Origin of the sequence: Nitrospirillum guaranorum, assembly GCF_034653275.1 — a bacterium.
GTDB lineage: Bacteria > Pseudomonadota > Alphaproteobacteria > Azospirillales > Azospirillaceae > Nitrospirillum.
In genome coordinates, this window is sequence record NZ_JAYEES010000003.1 from 1,131,431 (window position 1) to 1,157,700 (window position 26,270).

The 26,270-nt window shown below is 70.0% G+C and carries 25 protein-coding genes; 11 read left to right on the plus strand and 14 right to left on the minus strand.

The genetic code is table 11. The features are described from left to right. Positions 1-7: 7 nt before the first annotated feature. A complete protein-coding gene (gene fsa / locus UAJ10_RS14080) occupies positions 8-688 on the minus strand; it encodes a fructose-6-phosphate aldolase (RefSeq protein WP_322915925.1) in 681 nt (226 codons plus the stop codon). A gap of 229 nt (positions 689-917) precedes the next feature. On the opposite strand from fsa, the gene UAJ10_RS14085 reads away from it, so the two are divergent. Beyond that, positions 918-3,134, plus strand: a complete 2,217-nt coding sequence (locus tag UAJ10_RS14085) for a primosomal protein N' (protein ID WP_322915926.1) — start codon at positions 918-920, stop codon at positions 3,132-3,134. On the opposite strand, the gene UAJ10_RS14090 is transcribed toward UAJ10_RS14085, so the two are convergent. Then, positions 3,127-5,109: a S41 family peptidase gene (locus UAJ10_RS14090; protein ID WP_322915927.1), complete on the minus strand. Its 1,983-nt coding sequence runs from the start codon at positions 5,107-5,109 to the stop codon at positions 3,127-3,129. The genes UAJ10_RS14085 and UAJ10_RS14090 overlap by 8 nt on opposite strands. Before the next feature lie 46 nt (positions 5,110-5,155). Then, entirely contained in the window at positions 5,156-6,310 is a 1,155-nt protein-coding gene (locus UAJ10_RS14095; protein WP_322915928.1) for a helix-turn-helix domain-containing protein, read from the minus strand. 194 nt (positions 6,311-6,504) lie between these two features. Between UAJ10_RS14095 and UAJ10_RS14100 the strand changes: the two genes are divergently transcribed. Continuing rightward, the gene (locus UAJ10_RS14100; RefSeq protein ID WP_322915929.1) at positions 6,505-7,245 is read left to right on the plus strand and encodes an RT0821/Lpp0805 family surface protein; all 741 of its coding nucleotides are present in this window, start codon (positions 6,505-6,507) and stop codon (positions 7,243-7,245) included. 94 nt (positions 7,246-7,339) lie between these two features. Here the strand turns inward: UAJ10_RS14100 and UAJ10_RS14105 are convergent, their stop codons facing one another. Both UAJ10_RS14105 and UAJ10_RS14110 read right to left on the minus strand, forming a co-directional pair. After that, complete coding sequence (locus UAJ10_RS14105) at positions 7,340-8,347, minus strand: alpha/beta hydrolase (RefSeq protein ID WP_322915930.1); 1,008 nt, start codon at positions 8,345-8,347, stop codon at positions 7,340-7,342. Positions 8,348-8,426: 79 nt separating this feature from the next. After that, positions 8,427-9,779, minus strand: a complete 1,353-nt coding sequence (locus UAJ10_RS14110; RefSeq protein WP_322915931.1) for a TldD/PmbA family protein — start codon at positions 9,777-9,779, stop codon at positions 8,427-8,429. A gap of 529 nt (positions 9,780-10,308) precedes the next feature. Here UAJ10_RS14110 and UAJ10_RS14115 point away from each other — a divergent pair. From UAJ10_RS14115 to UAJ10_RS14135, 5 genes are read left to right on the plus strand one after another with little or no spacing between them, the layout of a single operon-like run. Further along, positions 10,309-11,016 carry an amino acid ABC transporter permease gene (locus UAJ10_RS14115; protein ID WP_322915932.1) on the plus strand — a complete coding sequence of 236 codons (708 nt, stop codon included), beginning with the start codon at positions 10,309-10,311 and terminating at the stop codon, positions 11,014-11,016. Then, positions 11,016-11,687: an amino acid ABC transporter permease gene (locus tag UAJ10_RS14120; RefSeq protein WP_322915933.1), complete on the plus strand. Its 672-nt coding sequence runs from the start codon at positions 11,016-11,018 to the stop codon at positions 11,685-11,687. The genes UAJ10_RS14115 and UAJ10_RS14120 overlap by 1 nt, the downstream gene beginning before the upstream one ends. Positions 11,688-11,705: 18 nt before the next feature. After that, the gene (locus tag UAJ10_RS14125) at positions 11,706-12,479 is read left to right on the plus strand and encodes an amino acid ABC transporter ATP-binding protein (RefSeq protein WP_322915934.1); all 774 of its coding nucleotides are present in this window, start codon (positions 11,706-11,708) and stop codon (positions 12,477-12,479) included. Continuing rightward, positions 12,476-13,393 (plus strand): isoaspartyl peptidase/L-asparaginase, encoded by a 918-nt coding sequence (locus UAJ10_RS14130; RefSeq protein ID WP_322915935.1) that lies wholly within the window; start codon positions 12,476-12,478, stop codon positions 13,391-13,393. The genes UAJ10_RS14125 and UAJ10_RS14130 overlap by 4 nt, the downstream gene beginning before the upstream one ends. 13 nt (positions 13,394-13,406) lie before the next feature. Next, positions 13,407-14,186, plus strand: a complete 780-nt coding sequence (locus UAJ10_RS14135; protein WP_322915936.1) for a transporter substrate-binding domain-containing protein — start codon at positions 13,407-13,409, stop codon at positions 14,184-14,186. Here the strand turns inward: UAJ10_RS14135 and UAJ10_RS14140 are convergent. Beyond that, entirely contained in the window at positions 14,183-15,193 is a 1,011-nt protein-coding gene (locus UAJ10_RS14140) for a LacI family DNA-binding transcriptional regulator (RefSeq protein ID WP_322915937.1), read from the minus strand. The genes UAJ10_RS14135 and UAJ10_RS14140 overlap by 4 nt on opposite strands. An 86-nt stretch (positions 15,194-15,279) precedes the next feature. Between UAJ10_RS14140 and UAJ10_RS14145 the strand changes: the two genes are divergently transcribed. After that, on the plus strand, positions 15,280-16,194 hold the full coding sequence (locus UAJ10_RS14145) for an ROK family protein (RefSeq protein ID WP_322915938.1): 915 nt from the start codon (positions 15,280-15,282) through the stop codon (positions 16,192-16,194). Between the two features lie 71 nt (positions 16,195-16,265). Beyond that, a complete protein-coding gene (locus UAJ10_RS14150) occupies positions 16,266-16,988 on the plus strand; it encodes a copper homeostasis protein CutC (protein ID WP_322915939.1) in 723 nt (240 codons plus the stop codon). On the opposite strand, the gene UAJ10_RS14155 is transcribed toward UAJ10_RS14150, so the two are convergent. From UAJ10_RS14155 to ubiA, 5 genes are all read right to left on the minus strand, one after another. Then, positions 16,976-17,266 (minus strand): type II toxin-antitoxin system RelE/ParE family toxin, encoded by a 291-nt coding sequence (locus UAJ10_RS14155; RefSeq protein WP_322915940.1) that lies wholly within the window; start codon positions 17,264-17,266, stop codon positions 16,976-16,978. The two genes, UAJ10_RS14150 and UAJ10_RS14155, sit on opposite strands and share 13 nt — an antisense overlap. 29 nt (positions 17,267-17,295) lie before the next feature. After that, the gene (locus tag UAJ10_RS14160; RefSeq protein WP_322915941.1) at positions 17,296-17,535 is read right to left on the minus strand and encodes a hypothetical protein; all 240 of its coding nucleotides are present in this window, start codon (positions 17,533-17,535) and stop codon (positions 17,296-17,298) included. Positions 17,536-17,579: 44 nt separating this feature from the next. After that, the gene (locus tag UAJ10_RS14165; RefSeq protein WP_322915942.1) at positions 17,580-19,109 is read right to left on the minus strand and encodes a UbiD family decarboxylase; all 1,530 of its coding nucleotides are present in this window, start codon (positions 19,107-19,109) and stop codon (positions 17,580-17,582) included. Between the two features lie 58 nt (positions 19,110-19,167). Beyond that, complete coding sequence (locus tag UAJ10_RS14170; RefSeq protein WP_416235366.1) at positions 19,168-19,620, minus strand: class I SAM-dependent methyltransferase; 453 nt, start codon at positions 19,618-19,620, stop codon at positions 19,168-19,170. Between the two features lie 198 nt (positions 19,621-19,818). Next, positions 19,819-20,760 (minus strand): 4-hydroxybenzoate octaprenyltransferase, encoded by a 942-nt coding sequence (ubiA, locus tag UAJ10_RS14175; RefSeq protein WP_322915943.1) that lies wholly within the window; start codon positions 20,758-20,760, stop codon positions 19,819-19,821. 196 nt (positions 20,761-20,956) lie between these two features. On the opposite strand from ubiA, the gene UAJ10_RS14180 reads away from it, so the two are divergent. After that, on the plus strand, positions 20,957-21,748 hold the full coding sequence (locus tag UAJ10_RS14180) for a 16S rRNA (uracil(1498)-N(3))-methyltransferase (RefSeq protein WP_322915944.1): 792 nt from the start codon (positions 20,957-20,959) through the stop codon (positions 21,746-21,748). A 66-nt stretch (positions 21,749-21,814) separates the two neighbouring features. Next, a complete protein-coding gene (locus UAJ10_RS14185) occupies positions 21,815-23,182 on the plus strand; it encodes a glutamate--cysteine ligase (protein WP_322915945.1) in 1,368 nt (455 codons plus the stop codon). A 140-nt stretch (positions 23,183-23,322) separates the two neighbouring features. On the opposite strand, the gene UAJ10_RS14190 is transcribed toward UAJ10_RS14185, so the two are convergent. The 3 genes from UAJ10_RS14190 to tldD form a co-directional block, all read right to left on the minus strand. After that, a complete protein-coding gene (locus UAJ10_RS14190; RefSeq protein WP_322915946.1) occupies positions 23,323-23,667 on the minus strand; it encodes a hypothetical protein in 345 nt (114 codons plus the stop codon). Positions 23,668-23,838: 171 nt separating this feature from the next. Then, positions 23,839-24,423 carry a DUF5655 domain-containing protein gene (locus UAJ10_RS14195; protein WP_322915947.1) on the minus strand — a complete coding sequence of 195 codons (585 nt, stop codon included), beginning with the start codon at positions 24,421-24,423 and terminating at the stop codon, positions 23,839-23,841. Between the two features lie 37 nt (positions 24,424-24,460). Then, positions 24,461-25,894, minus strand: a complete 1,434-nt coding sequence (gene tldD / locus UAJ10_RS14200) for a metalloprotease TldD (protein ID WP_322915948.1) — start codon at positions 25,892-25,894, stop codon at positions 24,461-24,463. Positions 25,895-26,270: the final 376 nt, after the last annotated feature.

Here is a 26,270-nt window from a genome sequence, read left to right on the forward strand (position 1 = left end):
ACAGGGATCAGCGGGTCGGCAGCGGCTGATCCAGGATAGTCTGCCCGGTCTTGGCCCAGTCCGCAACGAACTGCGCCAGGCCCTTGTCGGTCAGCACATGGTTGAACAGCTGACGGATGACGGAGGCCGGCATGGTGGCCACGTGGGCGCCCATCTTGGCCGACTGGGTGACGTGGATGGGGTTGCGGATGGACGCGACCAGGACCTCGGTGGTGAAGTCCGGGTAGTTGTCATAGATGGTGACGATCTCTTCGATCAGGCTCAGGCCGTCCTGGCCCATGTCGTCCAGGCGGCCGACGAAGGGGGAGACGAAGGTGGCGCCGGCCTTGGCGGCCAGGATGGCCTGCGCGGCGGAGAAGCACAGGGTCACGTTGACCATGGTGCCTTCCTGCGACAGGTGGTGGCAGACCTTCAGGCCGGCCGGGGTTAGGGGCACCTTCACCGCCACGTTGGGGGCGATCTTGGACAGGTGCTTGCCTTCCTTCAGCATGGTCTCGAAATCGGTCGAGGCGACTTCGGCGCTGACGGGGCCCTTCACCACGTCGCAGATCTCGGCGATCAGGTCGATGAAGCTGCTGTGACCGGACTTGGCGACCAGCGACGGGTTGGTGGTGACGCCGTCCAGCAGGCCGGTGGAGGCCAGCTCGCGAATGTCGTTGATGTCGGCGGTATCGACGAAGAACTTCATGGGGGAATGCCCTCAAGATCTGGATCAAGGACCGGGGCCCGCCCCCGGGTTGGCCGGCACTCTAACGGAGGGGGCGCCCGGGTGCACGGGCAGAAATGGCGGGACGGGGGATGGGGGGCATGCGCGCTTGGTGGCGGCCGTCACCCTATGGGCCCATATAGGGAACAGTGGCGCCCAGGGGGTGCCGGGTGGTAACAGCAGGGCCATGGATTTGTTGACGGCAAGCGGGATGGAAACGACGGCCCCACCGGTGCGGCGGGTGCGCGTCCTGCTGCCCTTGCCCCTGGCCAGCCCCTACGACTACCGCGTCCCCGACGGGATGGAGCTGGAGGCGGGGGCCTATGTCGAGGTGCCGCTGGGCCCGCGCCATGTCTTCGGCGTGGTCTGGGCCGTGGGCGGTCCAAGGGACAATTGGGAGGCGGGCGTGGCGGCCAACCGCCTGAAGCCGGTCATCCGCCGTTTCGACCTGCCGCCCATGCCCGAGGTGTCGCGGCGCTTCGTCGACTGGGTGGCTGCCTACACCCTGTCGGCGCCCGGATCGGTCTTGCGCATGGCGGTCAGCGTCTCCGCCGCGCTGGAGGACCCCAAGCAGCTGCTGGCCTATCTGCCGTCGGGCGAGGGGCCCCCACCCGGCTTCAAGATGACGGACGCACGCCGCCGTGTGCTGGCGCTGATGGAGGAGGACGGGCCGCCCCGCACCCCGGCCGACCTGGCGCGCGACGCCGCCTGCGGCATCGGCGTCATCCGGGGCCTGGCCGAATCGGGCCTGCTGACACCCGTGGCCCTGCGCGCCCAGCCGCGCCCGCCTGTTCCCGATGCGGACATGCCGGGCCCGGCGCTGTCGCCCGACCAGGCGGCGGCGGCCGATGCCCTGCGCGCGGCGATCGACGCCCACGCCTATTCCGCCACCCTGGTCGACGGCGTCACCGGGTCCGGCAAGACGGAGGTCTACTTCGAGGCCATCGCCGCCTGCCTGAAACAGGGGCGCCAGGCCCTGGTGCTGCTGCCGGAGATCGCCCTGTCCAGCCAGTGGTTGGACCGCTTCGCCCGGCGATTCGGCGTGCGGCCGGTGGAATGGCATTCGGATCTCGCCGGTGCCCACCGTCGCGCCGCCTGGCGGGCGATCGCCAACGGTGAGGCGACGGTGGTGGTGGGCGCCCGCTCCGCCCTGTTCCTGCCCTATCCCGACCTGGGCCTGATCGTGGTGGATGAGGAGCATGAGGCCGCCTTCAAGCAGGAGGACGGCGTCATCTACCATGCCCGGGACATGGCGGTGGCGCGCGCCTTCCTCGGCGGCATCCCGGTGGCGCTGGTTTCCGCGACGCCGTCCTTGGAGACGCTGACCAACGCGGAGACGGGGCGCTATGGCCGCATCGACCTGCCGGCCCGCCACGGCGGCGCCAGCCTGCCCGACGTCACCTTGATCGACCTGCGCCGGCCGGACAGCCGGCCGCCGGCCCGGCACTGGCTGTCCCCCATCCTGACGGAGGCGATGGCCGAGACGCTGGCGGCGGGGGAACAGGGCATGCTGTTCCTGAACCGCCGGGGCTATGCGCCGCTGACCCTGTGCCGCAGCTGCGGCTTCCGCCTGCAATGCCCCAACTGCACCGCCTGGCTGGTGGAGCATCGCCTCAGCCGCCGGCTGCAATGCCACCATTGCGGCTACACCGACCGCCTGCCGGAAACCTGCCCGTCGTGCGAGGCGGAGCATTCCTTCGTCGCCTGTGGCCCGGGCGTGGAGCGGGTGGCGGAAGAGGTGGCGCAGCTGTTCCCCGACGCGCGCGTGGCGCTGATGACCAGCGACACGTTGATCGGCCCGCACGCCATCCAGACGGTGATCGAGGAGGTGCGGGCCCACAAGGTCGACATCCTGATCGGCACCCAGGTGATGGCCAAGGGCCACCATTTTCCCATGCTGACCCTGGTGGGGGTGGTGGATGGCGACCTGGGGCTGGGTGGCGGCGACCTGCGCGCGGCGGAGCGCACCTTCCAGATGCTGCACCAGGTGGCGGGCCGCGCGGGCCGCGAGAGCCGCCCGGGCCGCGTTTTCCTGCAGACCCATATGCCGGAGCATCCGGTGATGCAGGCGCTGGCCGCCCATGACCGCGACGCCTTCCTGGCGGCGGAGGCGGACCAGCGCCGGGCCATGGACCTGCCACCCTACGGCCGGCTGGCGGCTCTGATCATCTCCGGCGAGGATGAGCGCCAGGTGGACAAGCTGGCCCGCGACCTGGCCCGCGCGGCACCGCAGGGCGATGATCTCCAGGTGCTGGGGCCCGCCCCGGCACCCCTGGCCCTGCTGCGCGGCCGCCACCGCCGGCGCCTGCTGCTGAAGACGGCGCGCGGCGTGGCGGTGCAGCCGCTGCTGCAGTCCTGGCTGGGGTCCGTGCCCATCCCCGCGGCCGTGCGGGTGCAGGTGGACGTCGACCCCTACAGCTTCATGTAGGGGGAACCCGGCTCAGCCAATAGGCGTGCCGCATCAGCAGGGGCCGGCCGGGCGGGGCGCTGAGTGTGCTGAAGCTCAGCGTGTCCCCCCGCCGGGCCAGGATCAGGCGCAGTGTCACCGTCTCCCCGTTCTCCTCGCCCTCGCCGTCGGCCACCAGGGTGATGTCATCGGGTCCGGGACCCCGGCGGAATTCGACCACCCTGTGGCATCGGCCGCCTTCCTCGCTGGTCAGGCACCAGGCCCGTCGCGCGGTGTCCAGCGACCAGGTTTCCCGGGTGTGCACGGTTTTCCCCGGTCCGTCGTCGAAGGTGAAGGCCAGTGTGGTCACGGGGCCCGCCGTGGCCGACATCTGCGTGGGCAGGATGACGCGGCGGTCCGTCCCGTAGTCGCGATAGTCCAAGGTGCCGCTCCAGCCGCCCGCCAGCGCCGCCCCCAGCGCGCCGGCGTCCGCCATCGCGTCGCGGCCGGCCGGCACCTCAAGGGCGACGGCCATCGCCCGGTCGGTGCCGCTGGCCAGGTCCAGCACCGTCGGTGTCACCACCACGTCCGCCGCCACGCCCAGCCCCGGCCCGCCGGCCGGCCTGTCCAGGTCGGTGCGGTTCCAGGCGTTAGGGATGCGCACCTTCAGGTGGCTGTTGGGCAGGGTCAGCAGGAAGATGTGGCCGGCGGTGGGGCCCTCGGCGCTGCCGCCGCTGTCCTCGCCCACGATCACGGCGTCGCTCTTGTCCTTCAGCTGCGCCAGAAGGCGCGTGGCGCCGGAGGCGTTGCGGGGGCCGGCCAACACCACCAGCTGCCCGGTGTACCGGATCGGCGACGGCGCCTGCCGCCGGAACCCGTCGTCACCCGGGTCGCCTGGAACCGGCTTGCGCTCCCACCAGCCGTCGGCGGCTTTGCGGAACGCCGCCAGGGGCGGCTCGAACACGGCCTTGGGATCGCCCCAGCTTTCCATGTGGTCGGGCAGCGTACCGTACCGGATGGATTTCAGCAGCGGCGGGTGGGACCAGGTATAGGGACGGGCCAGCAGCAGGCCGCCCAGCGCCAGCACGGCGTCGTCCGACCCGCCGCCGTTGTTGCGCAGGTCCAGGACCAGCCGGGGCACCGCCCGCGCCGTCAGGGGCTTGAAGAAGGCGGACAGCAGGGCCGGCGCGTCCACCGGGTTGCGGTAGTTCACGAAGGTGTCGACGCGCAGATAGGCGTATCGTGGCTTCAAGCGCCAGGTCAGGCCGGTGTGGAATTCCGTCCGGAAGGGGGCCGCCGGGCCGGCCAGGGCGCGCCAGGCGGGGAAGGTCAGGGGGGCCAGGTCGGACCGCGACAGCCGCGTGTCGCCCGGCCGCTTCCAGTCGACTTGCCAGCGCTCGGGGAAGCCGTAGTAGGCCGGCCAGTATTCATTCACGTCGTCGCCCATCAGGTCGCTGTCGTCCGCCAGCTTGGCGGCGATGCTGGGGGTCGTGGCGCCGTCATAGGCGACCGCCGCCGCCAGCGTGTCGAGAATCCGCGGTACCGGCATGCCGTTCAGGGCGGCCACCTCGGCGCCGGCCGGCGGCGCCCCGGTCTGGCCGTCGTTGGACACCACGATCATCCGCCCCTCCACCACCGTGAACCGGAAGGGCAGGTGGGTGGCGTGCGCCGTGCGCCACGCCTCGATGGCGGGCGACGCCTCGGGCTTGGTGTGGTCGCAGTGGATGGTGGCCAGCATTTCCGCCACCGCCCGCCACAGTGTTAGGTCGGTCGCCGGGGCGCTCGCGACCTGCTCCAGCCGGGCGAAGGCGGCGTCGATCCCGGCGGGCCCGCTGTAGCGGTACAGGCCGGGGTGGATGGTTTCCAGGGCCTGGCGCAGCAGCGCCACGTCGGCCTGCGCCTGTGCCGGCGTGAGGGGTGGCGGATCATAATGAGGCGGCCCATCGGCATGGGCGGTGGACAGCCCGGCCAACGTGCCGGCCAGCAGCAGGGGGATGAGAAGACGGGAGGGGCGCATCGTTCACCTCTGGGGGCGCCGGGACCTGTCCGGCGCGGGCCCCCAGCTAGCCGCCATCGCCGCCCACCGTCGCCTCATTCCCGGTAAATCCGCCGTTTTCCGTCTTTTGAGCCGCGCGCCAGGCGCTGGGGCTGTGGCCGGTATGGTCGCGGAACACCCGGTTGAAGCTGGCCTTGGAGGCGAAGCCGCAGTCCAGCGCCACCGACAGCAGGTCGCCCGGTTCCGCCTGGCGCAGCCGGGCCTGCACCGCCTCCACCCGCAGGCCGTTGACCAGGGCGCTGAAGGTGCGGCCCAGGCCCTGGTTGAGGGCGCGGGACAGGTAGGTCTCATTGGTGCCCAGGCGCTGGGCGACCTCGGCCAGGGTGAGGCCCGGTTCGCGCCACCACCCTTCGCGGCGGATGGTGGCCTGCCAGCGGTTGGCGGTGGCGGTCCAGTCGCGGTCGCGGGGCCGCGCCACCGCCGGTTCGGCAACCAAGGGGACCATGGGCGGATAGGCGCGTCCGGCGTGGCGCCACCCCTCCAGCCCCAGGGCCAGGACGATGGCCGCGAACGCCAGGTACTGGGGGAAACGGTCGTAGTAGCTGAGCGGCGCCAGCAGGGTGTCGATGGCGTCGAAGGCGACCGTCACCATCAGCCACAGGCCCAGCGCCACCAACAGCGTCCGCTGCCAGGGTGGCTGTCGTTCCCGGGGATTGCTGACGGCCCCCGCCAGCCAGCGGCTGTAGCGCGCATGGAACCGGGCCGCCGCCAGGAAATAGAGCGTCAGCGACAGGACCCCCGCCCAGGTCTGCACCGGGTCGATCCAGCGGGCGTGCACCGCGTCGTTCCACCGCATCTTCTCATCCAGCGGCAGGGCGAAGGCCCAAAGGGTGTAGAGCAGGTTCAAGGCCGCCGGCGCGAAATGCCAGAACCATCCGCGCGGCAGGCGCGGCGTCGCCAGGCGACGGACGTAGAGGTACAGCAGCGGCCCGATGGCCAGCGCGAAATTGAAAGGGGCGAACGACAGCCAGGGATAGGCGTCGTAGAAGCCGGCGAAGCCCAGGACATAGGGCATCAGCCGCAGCACGGCCACGCCCAGCAGGGCTGCCAGCAGGCGGTTCGCCACACGGTTGCCGGGGGCGCTCAGCAACAGCAGGGCCACCAGCGCGCCGAACCCGGCGGCCATGCCCAACATCGTGCTCCACGGACCGAAGCGGATCATGGCTCCTCCGCCGGTCAGTCTAAAACAGTCCGCCTGGCCACCGGAAGGGCAGCCTTTTCCGCCTACACCAGAAGGACAGATGACGCGACCCATCGGCTGCCGCATGGTCGCCACGATCGGCGTCATAATGTCGCTGGTACGACCCCTATCGGTGACCTGCCGTCACCCAAGCATCGGAAGAAACGAAGGCCATCATGAAGCGCTCTTCCCGTCTTATCGCCGCCGCCGCGACCGCCGTCGTGGCCCTGGGCGCCACCCTGCCGGCCTGGGCCGACCCGCCGCCCTGGGCCGAGGCGTCCGGCTATCGCTACCGGGACCGGGATTGGCACGACGACCACCGTGGGGACGACCGGCGTGGGGACGACCGCCGGGACGACGATCGCCGGGGGGATGATCACTGGCGGGACGACCATCGCGGGGACGATCATTGGCGCGACGACCACCGGGGCCCGCCGCCCCGCTATGTCGACCACCGCTCCCCGCATTATCGGGAGTTCTATGCCGCCGACGTGGGCATCGACGAAGGCCGTTGCGACCGTGGCACCGTCGGCCTGAACGTGGGCACGGTGGTGGGCGCCTTGCTGGGCGGCTTGGCCGGCTCGCAGTTCGGCCACGGCGGCGGCAAGGCCGCGATGACCGGCGCCGGCGTGCTGCTGGGCGCCCTGGCCGGCAACGCAGCCTTCAACAGCATGGACCAGAGTGACGAGGGCTGCTTCGCCCAGGCCATGGAAAAGGCGCCGGACGGCCAGCAGATCGTCTGGAACAATCCCGACAATGGCGCGCGCTATCAGATGACCCCGGTCAAGACCTGGCAGGAGTCGCCCGATAACTACTGCCGCGAATACCAGAGCGTGGCCACCGTGGGCGGGCGCAAGCAGACCGTCACCGGCACCGCCTGCCGCCAGCCGGACGGGCAGTGGAAGATCGTGAATTGAGGCTGGCGTAAGCTGGCTCAGGACCAATCAGCGGCATGAGGTCCATCCTCATGCCGCTGTGGGCCGCGCCCGGCGCCTGAGGGCGAACGAAAACTCACGCGAACCCATGCCGGCCCAACCACCGCCGATACAGGTCGGGCCAGGGTTCGGCGGGGCGCCCCGGCGTGTCGCGGATGGCGAAGCCGTGGCCGCCGGATTCGAAGATGTGCATCTCGGTCGCCACGTTCTGGCGGCGCAGGGCCTGGAACATGGCCAGGCTGTTGCCCACCGGCACGGCGTCGTCATCGGCGGCGTGGAACAGGAAGGTGGGGCAGGCGCCGGCGCGCACAATCTGATCCGGCGAATAGGCCCTCACCTGCTCGGCCGACGGGCTATTGCCCAGCAGGTGCTGGCGCGACCCCGGATGCGTCAGCGACTCGTCCATCGAGATGACGGGATAGGCCAGGCAGGCCAGCTGGGGGCCGGCCGGCAGCTTGTCGGCCTCGTCCACGGGCGTGTACACGGCGGCGTCATGGCGGGTGAGCAGGCTGGCGGCCAGGTGGCCGCCGGCGGAAAAGCCGATGATGCCGATGCGGCCGCCATCCACCGCCCAGGCCTTGGCCTTGGCGCGCAGCAGGCGCATGGCGCGCTGCGCATCCTGCAGCGGCACGTCCGCACCGTTCTTCCAACCTTCCGCCGGCAGGCGATAGGTCAGGACGGCGGCGTGCAGGCCGGTGGAGTTCAGCCAGCGGGCGATCTCATAGCCTTCCTTGTCGAACCAGACGCTGGAATAGCCGCCGCCGGGGATGACCAGGATGGTGGCGCGCGGTCCTGGGCTGGCGCTGCGGAAGAAGGCCAGGGTGGGTGTGCCCACGCCATCCGCCGAGCGGTCGGGCGGGCCGCCCGCGGACCCATGGTCGATGACCACGTCCTTCACGGTCACGCCCTCGCCCCCCGGCGGCGTGCCGGGCCACAGCGGCAGCAGCACGTCCGGATCGCGATGCTGGCGCGAGAGGCGCACCAAGTCGGTGGCGGGCGTGCCATCCGCTTTCGCGGATCGCGCCAGCACCGCACCGGCCATGGCGGCCAGGGCCAGGCCGCGGCGGTTCAGGGTGAAGGTCATGGGGGCTGCCTCCCTCAAGGCTGTTCCGTTTCTGTTACCGGTAACTTAGCCGAGAGCGCCGCAAGATTGCCAGCCCACGTCAGGTGCCGGCCACCGTCATGCCTTCCACCCGCAGGGTGGGGCTGTCCACGCCGTGGCGGAATTCCAGGTCGTTGGCCGGCCGCAGGGTCAGATACATGTCCTTCAGGTTGCCGGCGATGGTGATCTCGGCCACCGGGTAGGCGATCTTGCCATCCTCGATCCAGAAGCCCGAGGCGCCCCGGCTGTAGTCGCCGGTGATGCCGTTGACGCCGCTGCCCATCAGCGAGGTGACGTAGAAGCCCTGGCGGATGTCGGCCAGCAGCTGCTCCGGCGTTTCCTCGCCCGGCGCTAGGTAGACGTTGGTGGCGCTGGGGCCGGGCGGGCCGCCGGTGCCGCGCGATGCGTGGCCGGTGGAGGCCAGGCCCAGCTGGCGGGCGGAGCGGCAGTCCAGCAGCCAGGTGGTCAGCACGCCGCCGTCGATCAGGTTGCGGCGGGTGTTGGCCTGCCCCTCGGCGTCGAAGGGCTTGGAGCGCAGGCCCCGGCGGATGTGCGGGTCCTCGACGATGGTGATGCCGGGCGCGAACACCGCCTGGCCCATCTTGTCCTTCAGGAAGCTGGTGCCCCGCGCGATGGCGGCGCCGGAGATGGCGCCCAGCAGGGGACTGACCAGGCCGCCGGCCACGCGCGGGTCGAACACCACCGGCACGGCCTGGGTCGCCACCTTGCGCGGATTCAGGCGGGCCACCACCCGCTCACCGGCGCGGCGGCCGATGGTGACAGGCGATTCCAGATCGCCGGCATAGATGGCGGAATGATAGTCGTAGTCCCGCTCCATGCCCGTGCCGCTGCCGGCCAGGACGGAGACGGACAGGCTGCGGCGGCTGACGCTGTAGCCGCCGGAAAAGCCGTTGCTGGCGGCGAGCGTGACGGTGGAGCGCGACCAGCCGGCGTCCGCCCCCTCGGAATTGCTGACCCCGGGTACGGCCAGCGCCGTCTCCTCCAGCTCCGCGATCTGGGCCAGCAAATCCTCGGCCACCGGTTCGGACGGGTCGCACAGGTCCAGGTCCGGCCAATCGCGGGCCAGGCTGTCGGGATCGGCCAGGCCGCAGAACTCATCCTCCGGCACCAGGCGGGCCATGGCCACCGCCCGCTCCGCCAGTTCCTTCAGCAGCGCCGGGCTGCGGTCGGTGGAGGAGACGATGGCCTGCCGCTTGCCCACGAAAACGCGCAAGCCCAGGTCGCCCGATTCGGCGCGCTGCACCTCCTCCGGCTTGCCCAGGCGCTGGCTCATGGACATGGCGGCGCTATCCACCAGCAGGGCGTCGGCGGCGTCGGCGCCGGCCTTGCGCGCCAGGGTCAGCAGGTCGTCCAGGATGCCGGCGGCGGTGGCGTCGGGGGGCAGGGGGGGCATGGGTGCGCAGGCTCCAGGCTCAGGTCACGGTCCCCCAGGGCGAACCAAAGGGGCAAGGCCACATGTGGGTATTCGCCGCCAGCTTGCCAGGTCGCGGGGGCCCGGGGGAAGCCTGACCTTGGGTGAGGGCGTTGGCGCGATGGGGAAAAGGCCGTCCACGGCCGGAAATGTTTCTGAAAGGTAACTGAAAGCACAATTGCAACGATTTGTTTCTTAGCCTATCAACAAGTGACATCCGTTTGTTACCGACCAGGGCTAGGTTTCCCTGGCCAATGCGCGAAGGCTGCCCCGCCTGACGCATTCGGTCGGTCGAATGGACCACTACGGGGATCTGCCGCCCCGGTTCGTTCGGTCAACCTTTCGGGTTTCTTCCCGGAAGTAGTCCATCAACCTTGCAGGGCCGCGGGCGCCAACCTTGCGGCCCTGTTTCTTTTCTGGCGTCGGCGATGGGGATTCCCCATGGTAATGGATGCGGCGCGGGTGATACGCTCCCGCAACTGAAACCGATTTCACCATCCAGGGACCGCCCTTGCCCTTCGACATCACGGTGCTGACGCCCCATCTGGACACCTTGCTGGCGGGCGCCCTGCTGACGGCGGAGGTCTGCGCGCTGGGAATCGCCGCCGCCTTCGCGCTGGCCATGGCGCTGGGCCTGCTGGCCGTGGGGGGCGGTTGGGCGGGGCGGCTGGCGCGCCTCTATGTCGATGTGTTCCGCAACGTGCCCTTCGTGGTGCAGGTCTTCTTCCTGTTCTACGGCCTGCCGGAGGTGGGCGTTTACATCGACGCCTTCTGGACGGGCGTGCTGGCGCTGGGCCTGGTGGGCGGCGCCTATGGCAGCGACGTGGTGCGCAGCGGCATCCTGGCGATCGAGCCCGGGGTGGTGGAGGCCGCGAAGGTCAGCGGCCTGTCACGCTCGGCCATCATCCGCCGTATCATCCTGCCCATCGCCCTGCGCACCGCCCTGCGGCCCCTGGGCTCCGTCTTCGTGAACCTGGTGCTCAGCTCCTCCATCCTCTCCATGATCACGTTGGATGAGGTGACGGGCACGGCGCGGGGCGTGGCGTCGGAAACCTATCGCCCGTTCGAGGTCTACGCCTTCCTGCTGGCCGCCTACGCCGGCCTGACCTACGCCCTGTCCCTGGGCATCGATGCCCTGCACCGGCGCCTGAACCGGCACATGACCGCCAATGGCGCCCCCAAGAGGGCGGCCAACCGGGCGGCGGGGGGATGGGCCTGATGCGGCACGCGGGCTTCACCTGGCATGACGGCGCCTTGCTGGCCCAAGGCCTGGGCGTCAGCCTGGGCCTGTTCGTCGGCACCTTCCTCATTGGGCTGGTCCTGGGTTCCGCCGCCGCCGTGGTGCGCCACTTCCGCGTACCGGCGCTGGGCGCCCTGCTGCACACCGCCCTGGAACTGCTGCGCAATTCCCCCGTGCTGGTGCAGTTGTTCCTGGTCTTCTTCGGCGTGCCGGCCTTGATCCACCAGCCACTGACGCCTGTCTTCGCCGCCGGCCTGACCCTGTCGGCCAACACGGCGGCCTTCGTCTATTTCATCGCCGTGGCCGGTCTGGACGCCGTGGGGCGTGAGCAGGTGGAGGCCGCGCGCGCCTTCGGTCTCAGCCGCGCCCAGCTGGTGCGCCACATCCTGGGGCCCCAGGCGGCGGCCTTCGCCGTGGCGCCGCTGGTGGGCCTGGCGGTCAACCAGCTGCAGGTGACCTCGCTGGTCTCCGTCATCGGCGTGATCGACCTGACCAAGGCCGGCGACATCCTGAACCTGCGCACCCTGCGGCCCTTCGCCGTGTGGGCCATCGTGGGCGCGCTGTATTTCGCGGCGGCCAAGACGCTGACGCTGCTGGGCAATCGGTGGGAGCGGCGGCTGCGGGCCCATGCGCCGCCGCTGGGCCTTTAGGGTGGGGGAGAGGGCGGGATGATAGCGGTGGAGGGCGTGGTCAAGCGCTTCGGCGCCCACACGGTGCTGGACGGCGTCAGCCTGACGGTGGCGCCGGGCGAGGTGGTCACCATCCTGGGGTCCAGCGGGTCGGGCAAAAGCACGCTGATCCGCTGCGTCAACGGGTTGGAGACGCTGGACGGCGGCCGCATCAGCGTGGATGGGCTGGACGTGGCCGACCCGCGCCAGCTGGCGCAGGCGCGCCGCCTGTCGGCTACGGTCTTCCAGCTGTTCAACCTCTACCCCCACATGACGGTGCTGCGGAACCTGACCCTGGCGCCGGAACTGGTGCTGAAGCGCCCGAAGGCGGAGGTGGAAGGGCAGGCCCGCGCCCTGTTGGCCAGCGTGGGGCTGGCGGGCAAGGCCAATTCCTATCCCGGTCAGCTGTCGGGCGGGCAGCGCCAGCGCGTGGGCATTTGCCGGGCGCTGGCCATGAACCCGCGCTACCTGCTGCTGGATGAAGTGACCAGCGCCCTGGATCCGGAGATGACGGCCGAGGTGCTGGCCATCCTGGGCCGGCTCGCCACGCAAGGAACCACCATGCTGTTCGTGACGCACGAGGTGGAGTTCGCCCGCCGCATCTCCACCCGCATCGTCTTCCTGGACCAGGGGCGCCTGATCGTCGACCTGCCCACGGACCAGTTCTTCGCCGTGGACGGGGGCTTGGCCCATCCGCGCATCCATCAATTCCTGTCCAAGATGGCGCCGTCAAGCACGGCGCCCGCCGCCCCCGTTGCCGAGATGCCCGCATGATGTTGATCGCAAATTCCGAGGCTTGGCCCGGATTCCAAACCACCGTCGACCGCCTGAGGGCTGGGGAGCGGGGCCCCGACCCGCTGGTGGCTGGCATCGCGCGGGTGGAGCGTGAGGCGACGGTGCGCAGTGTCGGCTACGGCGGGTGGCCCAACATGCTGGGGGAAATGGAATTCGACGCCGGCGTCATGGACGGCGGCACCCGCCAGGTGGGGGCCGTGGGGGCGTTGCGCGACGTCATCCCGGCCAGCGCCGTGGCCTTGCAGGTCATGCGCCGCCTGCCCCACACCCTGCTGACCGGCGACGGGGCCCGCCGCTTCGCCCTGGAGTGCGGGTTCGACGTGGAACCGACGCTGCTGGAGGAGTCGCGCCGGGTGTGGTGGGAGCGGTTGGAGAAGGAGCTGCCGCCCGGCGACATCGCCGCCTTCCCCAACATCCCGCTGGCGCCGCTCAGCCGCGCCATCACCGATCCCGAGCGGGTGCGCGACACCACCGTCTTCCTGGGCCGGGATGCGGGCGGCGACCTGCACGCGGCCACCAGCACCTCGGGCTGGGCGTGGAAGTACCCCGGCCGTCTGGGCGATTCGCCCATCGCCGGCGCCGGCTTCTACGCCGACAGCCGCTTCGGCGCCGCCGCCTGCACCCACACAGGGGAGATGACGGTGCGCTGCGGCACCGCCCGCGCCATCGTCCTGGCCCTGCAATTGGGCAAATCCCTGCGCGAGGCGGTGGACCTGGCGGCGGCGGACCTGGCCGAGTTGCGCGAGGGCTTCCTGGCCGGCGTGGTCATCCACGCGCTGGACGCCCACGGCAACCATGAGGTGGTCAGTTTCCGCTGCGGCCCCGCCATCCGTTACTTGTACTGGGATCCGTCGCTGCCGGCGCCGGAAGAACGCGTCGCCCGCGTCGTTTGAGGAGGCCGCCGCCATGCCGCGCAGGCTGTTGCCCATGCTCGCCGCCCTTCTGCTCGTGACGCCCGCCTGGGCCGGCAAGCTGGAGGATATCCGCCAGCGCGGCGTGCTGCGCGTGGGGGTGTCGCTGGGCGGCGAGCCGGTGGGCTTCCGTGACGACCGCAACGCGCCCGCCGGCTATGACGTCGATGTGGCCAAGCGCCTGGCGGACAAGCTGGGGGTGCGGGTGGAATACACCGACGTCTCCGGCGACGCCCGGGTCAGCATGCTGGTGTCGGGCCAGATCGACGTGGCGGTGGCCAATCTGACGGCCACGGCGGAACGCGCCAAGACCATCGCCTTCACCATCCCCTACAACCGCGCGGGCCTGCGCGTCATCGTCCAGAAAAGCGCCGGCATCGAGCAGCTGTCGGATTTGGCGGGCAAGAGGGTGGTGGTGGGCCGCAGCACCACGGGGGAGACCTTCCTGCGCCAGGCGGTGCCGGGGGCGAAGCTGGTCCACACCGACACCTTCGCGCCCGACGGCGTGCTGCTGCTGGTGCAGCGGCGGGTGGACGCCGGCATCGAGGACTCGTCCATGATGGACTATCTGGCCAGCGTCTATCCCACCCTGAAGATATTGCCCGACCTCTATTCCAACGCGCCCATCGCCATCGGCCTGGCCCAGGGTGATCCGGAATTCCTGCGCTGGCTGAACGGCTTCGTCGCCGACTACATCAAGTCCGGGGCATATGAGGCCAACTACCGCAAATGGTGGGGCCGGGACGCGGCCGTCCCGGCGCTGTCGGCCGATTAGCCCGTCAGCCGGGGATGGAAGCGCGTGGGCAGGGTCAGGGGCCAGGGGCCGGTGGCGGCACCGGTCAGCACGGCGATGACCGCCGCCACATAGGCCTGCTTGTCATAGCCGATGGAGGAAATGGGATAGGCGTCGAAATCCGTCAGCGACAGGTTGTCGAAGCCGTACAGACGCGTGGTGGTGGCGCGGCCCTGGGGGAAGTCCGCCCGCAGGCGGTCCAGCACGCCCATGGCCATGGCGTCGGAGGTGCAGAAGATGGCGTCCGGCCGGGGTGTGAGCGCCAGTTCCTCCCCCGCCTTGTGGCCGCTGGCGTAGGAATAGTCGCCCTGCAGGCTGGCCGTCAGCCGGATGCCCTGGGCCGCCAGGGCCGCCTGGTACAAACGGATGCGCGCCTGCTCCAGCACGGACGTGAGGCGGCCCGTGACCAGGGCGGCGCTCTTCACGCCCTGGCGCGCCGCGTGGGTCACGGCCTCGGTGACGCCCACCCGCTCATCCGGGATGACGGCCGGGGACTCGTGGTCGTGCCGGCCGTTCAGCATCAGCACCTGGTCGCTGCGGAACAGGGTGCGGGCGGTGGCGGCGTCGGCGAAATCGGAAAAGACGATGGCGGCGTCGACGTGATAGGCGACACCGGTGCGCAGGAAGGACTCCACCCGGTCGCTGGAGCCCACCCGGATGAAAATCACCTGCTTGCCTATGTTCTGCACGGCGGCCAGCAGGGGATCGAACAGATCCAGGTCGCTCAGGTCATGGATATGGTTGACGACGACAGCCACCAAGTTGACGCTTTTGGTGGTCAGGCTGCGGGCCAGCAGGTTGGGGCGGAAGCCCAGCTCCTGCGCCGCCTGCAGCACGCGCGCCTTTTTCTCCGCCGAAACGGGCCGCTGTTCGTCGGACAGCGCCCGGGACGCCACCGCTCGCGACACGCCGGCCCGTTCGGCCACGTCGCTGATGGTGGGGTTGGCCGGAAGGGGCGCGCACGGCTTGTCGGTTCCGGTCCCATCCATCCCAGCACTCCCCATATCTTTCCCAACGCCGGTAACGCGGCCGATATCTTTAAAACCGGGCGCTTTAACGAAAGAAGATTTCAATCTTGATATACTGTTTCGATATCGGCGGGTCATACATTTCCCTGGGGACAGCCAGTACAGATGTCGCGGTGACAGGGGCGCTGACCCGTGTCGGGCGGGTGCCGACGCCGGCGCGTGACCGCGCCGCCTTCGTCCAGGCGCTGGCCGGTCTCATCCATCAGGCGCCAGGCCCGCTGGACGCGCCGGTGGCCTTGGCGCTGGCCGGGGACATCGATCCGGCGACGGGGCTGGCCAGCTGCGCCAACATCCCCTGCCTGACGGGCACGCCCCTGGTGGCCGACCTGACGGCGGCGCTGGGCCGGCCCGTGGTGGTGGGCAACGACGCCGCCTGCTTCGTCCTGGCGGAGGCGACGGTGGGGGCGGCGCGCGGCCAGGACACCGTCTTCGGCATCATCCTGGGCACCGGCGTGGGCGGCGGCCTGGTGGTGGACGGCCGCCTGGTGCCGGGCGCCGGGGAGTGGGGCCACGGGCCGGTGGTGAAGCAGGTGGCGGGCGACCCCAGCGTCACCCTGCCTCGCCTGCCCTGCGGCTGCGGCCAGGCGGGCTGCGTCGACACCATCGGCGGCGCCAGGGGGCTGGAGCGCCTGCACCAGGCCCTGCACGGCGTGCGGCTGGACAGCCAGGCGCTGACGGCGGCGTGGCACGCCGGCGACCGCGACGCCACGCGCACGATGGACATCTATGTCGACCTGGTGGCCGATCCCCTGGCGGTGGTGGTGAACGCCGTGGGCGCCGGCCTGGTGCCTGTGGGTGGCGGCCTGTCATCCGATGCCGCCCTCGTTTCGGCGTTGGACCAGGCGGTGCGGGCCCGTATCCTGCGCCGCACCGGGGGTCCGCTGCTGGTGCCGACGGCGCTGGGCGGGGCGGCCGGCATGCTGGGCGCGGCCATCCTGGGCGCCCGGGGGGCCGCCCGATGATGGGAACGGAACAAGGCTTGAGGGGGACTGCGGGCATGACCCGGGCGGAAACGAATTGCGTAAGGCTTGAGGTGTGCGTTGACAGCCCGGCGGGGGTGGCCGCCGCCATCAAGGGGGGCGCCGACCGACTGGAGCTGTGCGCCGCCCTGGTGGTGGGCGGCCTCACGCCGTCGCGCGGGCTGATGGCGCTGGCGGCGGCCAGCGGGCGACCCGCCTACGCCATGATCCGCCCCCGGCCGGGCGACTTCGTCTATGGCCCCGCCGACCTGGACGTCATGGGCGACGATATCGACACCGTGCGGGCCCTGGGCCTGCCCGGCGTCGTGCTGGGCGCCAGCCTGCCCAGCGGTGAACTGGACGCGGCCGCCCTGTCCATCCTGGTGGACCGCGCCGGCGGCCTGGGCCTGACCCTGCATCGCGCCATCGACCTGACCCCCGACCCCATCGAGGCGCTGGACATCGCCATCGAGCTGGGCTTCGAGCGGGTGTTGACCTCCGGCTGCGCCCGCACGGCGGTGGAGGGGGCGGAGACCATCGCCGAGCTGGTGGAGCATGCCCAGGGCCGCATCAGCATCATGGCCGGCAGCGGTGTCACCCCCGACAACGCCGTCGACCTTATCCGCCAGACCGGCGTGACCGAGGTCCACGCCTCCTGCGGCATGGCCCCGGCGGTGGTGGACCAGCACCTGCTGCACTTCGGCTTCGTCCAGCCCGGCGCGCGGGAGACGGATGCGGCGACGGTCATGTGGTTGGCGGCGGCGATCCGGGATATCGAGGCGGATCAATGGCCGTGATGTTCCTCCTGCATCACCCGCTCATGGTTGCGGGCGCCATGAAGGATATGCAGGATTTCAATGGCGTTGGCGCCGGGGATGGTCCGGTAATAGATCACGTAGTTTTTGTAAGGAAAGCGGCGGGTGCCCGGTAGCAGGTGGTGGCACGCTGTGCCCGCCGCTGGAAAAAGCGCGCGTCTCCGGCAAACGCTTTCGAGTTCCTCAACGAAGGCGAGGGCGCGGTCCACATCGTCCTGCGCAATGAAAAGAGCAATGTCTTGCAGGTCTTGTTCGGCCAAGGGATGAAAGAACGCCCTTGGCATGAACCTTAGCGAGCCTGTGCCGTCTTCATGGCGGAAAGGCGGGCCTTCAAATCGGCGAACACCTGTTCTGCCGGAATGGGGGCCTGACCATCGGTCGCCCTGGCCTGAAGTATCGCCCGGACATGGGCCTCCGCTTCTTCTTCCGTCGCGTCAATAACCCTCACTTCGACGCGGCGGTTGCCGGCGAAGGGCGCGAGGTCGTGCGACAGCCTGTCGACGGTCGTGCGGATGACGGTTTCAGCCATGCCCCCAGCATATGCGACACGCCGCCGCCGCGCCAGCGGAAGCCTCACTTCCGCCAGATCGGCTTGCCGCTTCCCGGCAGGCCGTAGCTGGCCCACTTGCGGCTGACCTCCTCCACCATGCCCTGGTCCATGGCGATCTTCTCGCCCCATTCGCGGTGGGTTTCGGGGGGCAGCTTGTTGGTGGCGTCCAGGCCGACCTTGCCGCCCAATCCGGACTCGGGGCTGGCGAAGTCCAGGTAGTCGATGGGCGTGCCCTCGATGACGGTGATGTCGCGCGCCGGGTCCATGCGGGTGGACACCGCCCACATCACGTCCTTCCAGTCGCGCGCGTTGATGTCGTCGTCCACGACGATCACCCACTTGGTGTACATGAACTGCCGCAGGAAGGACCACACGCCCATCATCACCCGCTTGGCATGGCCCGGGTAGGCCTTGCGCATCGAGACGACGGCGATGCGGTAGGAACAGCCCTCCGGCGGCAGCCAGAAATCGATGATCTCCGGGAACTGCTGGCGCAGCAGGGGGATGAAGACCTCGTTCAGGGATTCGCCCAGCACCGAGGGCTCGTCCGGCGGCCGGCCGGTGAAGGTGGAGAGGTAGATGGGGTCGCGGCGCATGGTGATGGCCGTGACCTGGAAGACGGGGAACTTTTCCACCGAGTTGTAATAGCCGGTGTGGTCGCCGTAGGGGCCCTCGTCCGCGTACTCGTCCAGCGAGACGTAGCCCTCCAGGACGATCTCGGCCTGGGCCGGCACCTTCAGCGGCACGGTCTTGCAGTCGACCAGGTCCACCTTCTTGCCGCGCAGCATGCCGGCGAACTGGTATTCCGACAGCGTCTCCGGCACGGGGGTAACGGCGGCCAGGATGGTGCCGGGGTCGGCGCCCAGCACCACGGCGGCGGGCAGGGGCTCGCGCTTGCCGGCGGCCTTCCAGCGGTGATGGTGCTGCGCCCCGCCGCGGTGCTTCAGCCAGCGCATGATGGTGCGGTCCCGCCCCAGCACCTGCATGCGGTAGATGCCCAGGTTGAAGCGGTCCTCCGCCATGCCGTTCCGGTCGTTGGCGGTGGGGCCTTGCGTCACCACCAGGGGCCAGGTGATCAGGGGCGCCGGCTCCCCCGGCCAGCAGCTCTGAATGGGCAGGGATCCCAAGTCGATCTGGTCGCCGGTCAGCACCACTTCCTGGCAAGGCGCCGTGCTTACCGTGCGCGGGCGCATGGCCATGACGGTCTTCACCAGGGGCAGCATCTCCCACGCGTCGCGCAGGCCGCGCGGCGGCTCCGGCTGCTTCAGGAAGGCCAGCGTCTCCCCCACGTCGCGCAGCTGGTGCGGTTCCCGGTCCATGCCCCAGGCCACCCGTTCCACCGTGCCGAACAGATTGACCAGCACTGGCATCTCGGACGGCGTGCCGTCCGCCTTGATGACGTTCTCGAAGAGGACGGCGGGACCGCCCTCGGCCAGCAGGCGGGTCTGGATCTCGGTCATCTCCAGCACGGTGGAGACCGGGGCCTTGACCCGCACCAGGCGGCCCGACTGTTCCAGCCGGTCGATGAACTCACGCAAGGAGGCGTAGGGCATGGGGAAACGTCCAGGGTAGGGAATCAGGCGGTAAAGGAGCGGATGCGGCCCCGTCCGGTCAAGCCTCCACCCGCCAGACGACGCTGTCGCGGTGGGTGCGGTCCTCCAGCTCCAGCGTCGTCGGCACGCGATAGGTTGCCAGGGGAACCAGCCCGTCCTTCGGCAGGTATGTACGGCCGGGATCCCCCATCAGGATCACCAGCCCGTCGCCGGCCAGGGCGCGCAGCCAGGCCATGACCCGCTCCGCCATCGGCTTCTCGTAGCAGACATCGCCCACCAGCACGACGTCGATGTCCGTCAGGGGCTGGCCCACCACGTCACGCTCCACCGCCGTCACGGCCACGCCGTTCAGCCGGGCGTTCAGCGCGATGGCGGCGATGGCGTAGGCGTCGATCTCCACCGCCTGGACGGAGGCGGCGCCCGCCTTGGCGGCGGCGATGGCGATCAGCCCGCTTCCGGCGGCGAAGTCCAGCACGCGGGCGCCGCGCACCAACTCCGGATGGTCCAGCACATGGCGGGCGACGGCCTGGCCGCCGGCCCAAGGGAAGGCCCAGAAGGGGGGCGGCAGAATCCCTGGCCGCCAGCGTCGCCTCCGTCGCCTGCCACAGGGGCATGATCTCGCTGGCGGTGAGCAGCGTCAATTCCGGCACCAGGGCCGGCGCCTCGGGGGTGGTGTTGGCGCGGATGAAGGCGGCGCGATCCATCTCGCTCAAGACGCGGCCGCCATGCCCAGGATGATGCTGGCCAGGAGCACCCAGCCGGCGATGCGGGCGGCGCGGAAGGCGGCGAGGCTGTCGGCGGGGTCCTGCGGCCGCCACTGCCAGGCCTGGCGCAACAGCATGCCGCCGGTCAGGGCCACGCCCAGGTGGGCCAGCGGGTGGATGCCGGCGGTCATCAGGGCCAGCGCCCACAGCGCCGTGGCGCCGGCGTAGAAGCCCAGGATCCAGCGCTTGGAGGCCGCACCCAGGCGCAGGGCGGTGGATTTCACGCCCACCTTCACGTCGTCCTCGCGATCCTGGTGGGCGTAGATGGTGTCGTAGCCCAGGGTCCACAGGATGCCGCCGGCGTAGAGCAGCACGGGCGGCCAGGCGAGGTCGCCCCGCACCGCCACCCAGCCCAGCAGGGCGCCCCAGTTGAAGGTCAGGCCCAGGAAGGCCTGGGGCCACCAGGTGATGCGCTTCATCAGGGGATATGTGGCCACCAGCACCAGCGAGGCGGCGCCCATGACGATGGTGGCCCGGTTCATCTGCACCAGCACGCCCAGGCCCACCAGGCACTGGGCGATCAGGAAGGCGATGGCCTGGGGCACGCTGACGGCGCCGCTGGGGATGGGGCGCACGCGGGTGCGCTCCACCAGGGCATCGAACTTGCGGTCGATGATGTCGTTGATGGTGCAGCCGGCGCCACGCATGACGACGGAGCCCACGGCGAACAGCAGCATCAGCCACAGCTTGGGCAGGTGGCCGGGTTCCGCCGCGAGGGCGATGGACCACAGCCCCGGCAGCAGCAGCAGCCAGGTGCCGATGGGCCGGTCCAGCCGCGCCAGCCGGGCGTAGGGGCGGGCGTGGGGCGGCAAATGCCGGTCGATCCAGTCGCCCTGGCGGATGTCGGTATGGCCGGCGCCTATGGTTTCGCTGGTCTCGCTGGGCATGCGGGGAGGCCTTGTTCGGAGGTTCGCAGGGACCTTAGCGGGAACCTGCCCGTCAAGAAAGGGCGGCCGCTCACCCTTCAGGCGGACGGGCTGACCCTTGAAAAATGCTTGAGTGTTCAATGGTAGAATGGACAAAGGAATGATTGTTCCGCATCTAGACCCTCCCGTTCCGCCTCCTTTCTCCGCGACCGATCCCATGGCCGACCGCCCCCGCACCCGCTTGCATGTCGACACGCCCTTGGCCGCCGGCCAGTCGGCGCAGCTGTCGGGCGACCAGGCGCATTATTTGCGCGGTGTGCTGCGCCAGGCGCCCGGTGACCGGCTGCTGGCCTTCAACGAGGCGGGGGGCGAATGGCTGGGGGAGATATCGGCGCTGACCAAGTCGGGCGGCACCATCACCCTGCTGGAACAGACCAGGGCGCCGGTGGCGGTGCCTGACGTCTGGCTGCTGTTCGCGCCGTTGAAGGCGGGGCGCACCGAGTACGTGGTGGAAAAGGCGACGGAGCTGGGCGTGGCCCGCCTGTGCCCCGTGCTGACCCGCCGGGGCGACGTGCCGCGGGTGAACCTGGACCGCCTGCGCGCCAACGCGGTGGAGGCGGCGGAACAGTGCGAGCGGCTGTCCGTGCCCGTGATCGACCCCCTGGCCGATTTGTCGGCCGTGCTGGCCGGCTGGACCACCCATCCCCTGACGCGGGACCGCACCCTGTTCGTGGCGGCGGAGACGGGCGCGGCCCAGCCCCTGGCCACGGCTGTGACGGCGGCTACTGCGTCGGGGCGCCCGGCGGCGTTCCTTGTGGGACCGGAGGGGGGCCTCCATCCCGGCGAGCTTGACCAGCTAGCCAAAACACCCTTTGTTGTCCCGGTAGGACTGGGTCCACGCATTCTGCGGGCGGACACGGCCGCCTTCGCTGTGCTTGCCCTGTGGCAGGCGCTGGCGGGCGACTGGACCGCCGCCCCAGGGCAGGACGCGCGCCCGCCGTTCCGTTGAATGCCAGCCTGTTCCTGGCCCCCGCCCGCGCCTTATACCCAAGCCGAGTGAAGAAGGACCGACCTGATGTCTGCGCCGCCGAAGAGCCCGGGGACCCCCATCACCGACCGCCGCGAGCTGGTCGAATACCTGGAACAGGGCAACAAGCCGGCGGATGCCTGGCGCATCGGCACGGAACACGAGAAGTTCGCCTTCCGCCTGGGCGACAACCGCCCGCTGCCCTATGAGGGCGAGCAGGGCATCGGCCGCATCCTGTCCGAGATGGCGACCCGCTACGACTGGACCCCGGTGACGGAGGGCGAAAACATCATCGCCCTGACCAAGGGCCAGGCCAGCATCACGCTGGAGCCGGGGGGGCAGTTCGAACTGTCGGGCGCGCCGCTCAGCACCATCCACCAGACCTGTGGCGAGGTTTCCGAGCACTTGGCCCAGGTGCGCGCCATTGGCGCCGACCTCGGCATCGGCATGATCGGCCTGGGCTTCAATCCCAAGTGGAAGCGGGAAGACATCCCGTGGATGCCCAAGGGCCGCTACCGCATCATGCGCGACTACATGCCCAAGAAGGGCACCATGGGCCTGGACATGATGACCCGCACCTCCACCGTGCAGGTCAACCTGGACTTCAGTTCCGAAGCCGACATGGTGAAGAAGTTCCGGGTCAGCCTGGCGCTGCAACCCATCGCCACGGCCTTGTTCGCCAACAGCCCCTTCAAGGAAGGCAAGCCCAACGGCTTCCAGAGCCTGCGCAGCCATGTGTGGACCGACACCGACCCCGACCGCTGTGGCGACCTGCCCTTCGTGTTCGAGGATGGCTTCGGCTTTGAGCGCTACGCCGACCATGCGCTGGGCGTGCCCATGTACTTCGTCTATCGCGACGGCCAGTACATCGACGCGTCGGGGCAGGATTTCCGCGCCTTCCTGAGGGGGGAACTGCCGGCCCTGCCGGGTGAGCGGCCGCTGATCACCGACTGGGTGGACCACCTCACCACCCTGTTCCCCGAGGTACGGCTGAAGCGCTTCCTGGAGATGCGCGGCGCCGACGGCGGCCCGTGGGCCCGCCTCTGCGCCCTGCCGGCCCTGTGGGTGGGCCTGCTGTACGACACCGCGGCGCTGGACGCCGCCTGGGACATGATCAAGGACTGGACGGAGGAGGAGCGGGCGCAGCTGCGCAACAACGTGCCGCGCCTGGGCCTCGACACGCCCTTCCGCAAGGGCACCGTCCTGGACCTGGCGCGCCAGACGGTGGCCATCTCGCGCAGCGGCCTGGACAACCGGGCACGCCTGGCCGGCATGGGCGACAACGAAAGCCACTTCCTGGACGCGCTGCAGGCCATCGTGGACAGCGGCGTTTCGCCGGCCACGGAACTGCTGAACAAGTTCAACGGGGAATGGGGCGGCGATATCGATCGCGTCTACGCCGAATACGCGTACTGAGTCCGGCTATTCAGCAGACCGTTGTACCTCACGTGTTCTTATTTGCCCCAGCTTGTGGCCGGGGATTCCCCCCTATTATCGACGCCATCGGGCTTCCCCCCGGAGACCGGTGGCGTCCTTTCCATCGGTGACCCGAGGTCTTACGACCCAGGGACCTTGGTGCCCGACGGACGGTTCAGCAGATCCTTGGGGTCGGCGTGGCCGACGTCATTGCAATTGCCGGCCAGGCGACTGCCCGTGTTCACGCACCGCTGCTGGGCTGCGGCCTTGGGCGCGGCGGCATTGGCCGTCTGGGTGGTATCCGATTGGGTCTGGCAACCGGCCGTAAGCAGGGCAAGACCAAAAGTTGCTGCTAATAACTGATAGTGACGCATAAAAACTCCGTTTGATGTCAACGACGCAACAAATGGATTTATGCGCACTGCGGCGATGTGGGCAACCGGTCTTTTAACCGGGGGCGTTGCGAAATTGATACCGGTTTCCATCCAGCCCCGCGTCTGACGCATCCACGCAGCAGGAACGGCTAAAACACGCAAAGATCGGCTAACGCGCCGGCATTCCGGACAGGTTTCACTTGGTGCCCCCATTCGTCCGTGCCGTCCCGGGTGCCGAGGCGCGGGACATGGGCGGAGGCCTGTCGCGAAGGGGACGAAAATTCAGTCGCGGGTCGCGACACGGGCATGGGCACGCGCCAGCCAGGCTGCGACCTCCTCGGTGATGTCATCCACCGAGGCCAAAGGGATGCGGTAGGTGATGCGGTCGCTGGCGTCGGCCGTCTTGACCGGTATCAGGGGAATGGCGCTTGGGGGCAGGGGGCCCTGGCCCAGGGCCAGGCCCAGGTCGAGTCGGCCCTTGCCCACCAGCTTGGCCTCCGCGAACTTCAACCTGGCGCTGAAGGAGACCATGGTGGACAGGACCATGCTGGTGACCTCCGCGCCCAGGCCCAAGGCCAGGACGGTCAGCCGGTCGCCAATGGGGCGCAAGGCCTCCCGCCCTCTATACAATTTGTCCAGCCGCTGATCCGGCGTCAGGTCGTGGATACCGCCCAGGGCGTGGGCCGCCAGCACCTGGGCGGTGGCGCCACCCAGGCCGTGGGTCTGCTTCAGCCAGCGGGCGCAGGCCCTGGGCTCGGCCGGCCCCTCCGCCTTGATCAGGGCGGCCCACGCGTCCGCGTCCCGGCCGGTCTTGGCCGGCAGGTTGCGCAGGATGGCGGCCATCATCTCATCCGGGCTCTTGCCCATGGCCGCCCTCCCTCTCGTCCGGTTCAGGTCGCCCCGGTCAGGCCGCGGTGCCGCCGACGGTCAGGCCGTCGATGCGCAGCGTCGGCTGGCCGACGCCCACCGGCACGCTCTGCCCCTGCTTGCCGCAGACGCCGATGCCCTCGTCCAGGCAACTGTCGTCGCCGATCATGGTGACCTTGGTCAAGGCATCCGGACCGTTGCCGATCAGGGTGGCGCCCTTCACCGACGGGCCGATCTTGCCGTCCTCGATCAAATAGGCTTCGGAGGCGGAGAAGACGAACTTGCCGGACACGATGTCCACCTGACCGCCGCCGAAGTTCACGGCGTACAGCCCGCGCTTCACCGAGGCCAGGATCTCCTCCTTGGTGCGATCGCCGGAGCGCATCATGGTGTTGGTCATGCGCGGCATGGGCACGCTGCTGAAGCCCTGGCGGCGGCCGTTGCCCGTGGGCTTCACGCCCATCAGCCGGGCGTTCATGCGGTCCTGCATGTAGCCGACCAGGACGCCGTCCTCGATCAGGGTGTTGCACTGGCTGGGTGTGCCCTCGTCATCCACCGTGATGGAACCGCGGCGGCCCTCCAGCGTGCCGTCGTCCACCACGGTGACGCCGGGGGCGGCCACCCGCTGCCCGATGAGGGACGAGAAGGCGGAGGTGGCCTTGCGGTTGAAGTCGCCCTCCAGCCCGTGGCCGATGGCCTCGTGCAGCAGCACGCCGCACCAGCCCGGCCCCAGCACCACGGGCATCTCGCCCGCTGGCGCCGGAATGGCGGCCAGGTTTACCAGGGCTTGGCGCAAGGCCTCGTCGACATGGTGGCGCCAGGTTTCCGGCTGCATGTAGCGCTCGTAGGCCAGGCGGCCGCCGGCGCCGAAGCTGCCGGCCTCCATGCGGTCGCCTTCGCCGACCACGACGGAGACGTTCAGGCGCACCAGCGGGCGGATGTCGGCCACGCGGTGGCCGTCGGCGCGGATGATCTGCACCGCCTGCCACTCGCCGGTCAGGCTGGCGCTGACCTGGCGCACGCGCGGGTCGCGGCCCCGGGCATAGGCGTCGATGTCGGCCAGCAGCTTCACCTTGGCCTCGAACGGCACGATGGCCAGGGGGTTGTCGGCGGCGTAGAGGGCCCGGTTGGTGCCCATCGGCGGCTCGGCATAGGTGCCGCCATGGCCGGCCTGCACCGTGCGCACGGTGGCGGCCGCGCGCTTCAGCGCCTCCTCCGTCAGGGTGGAGGCGTGGGCGAAGCCCGTCGTCTCCCCGGCCACGGAGCGCAGGCCGAAGCCCTGGGTGGTGTCGAAGGACGCGCTCTTCAGTTTGCCGTCATCCCAGAACACGCCTTCGGACTGGGCGTATTCCAGGAACAGCTCGCCATCGTCGCCGCCCTTCAGCGCGTCGGCGACGATCGATTCGGTGCGCGCGCGGTCCAGTCCGGCCCGGGTGAAAAACAGATCGTCGGTCTGGGCGAGCAGGCTCATGGTCGCGAAACTCCAAGGAACGGGCCGAAAAGCCAGGGCGGCGGCGGGATCGGCCACCCCGGCGGGGCGTGTCCCCCATAACATGGCGTGTCGATGCCGCCATCGCCAGGGGAAAGGCCGCCCTTCGACGGCAAGGGGGATGGGATCGGGAATCTTCAAGCACGCCAAGGCTGTAGCGCCGGGCCGCTTTTGCGCCACCCTGGCGGGTCCGGCGGGCGGGCCAGTGCGCCCAACGGTATGTGCTGGGACGCGTTGTCCGCTTTACGTCAAGGATTGGGAACGTTATGGTCTGCCACGATGCAGGTGTCCCTCAACCATCGGGGGCGCTTGCGATGCTGGGTCTAAACTCCCGGACAGGTGCCCCGATAGCCGACGC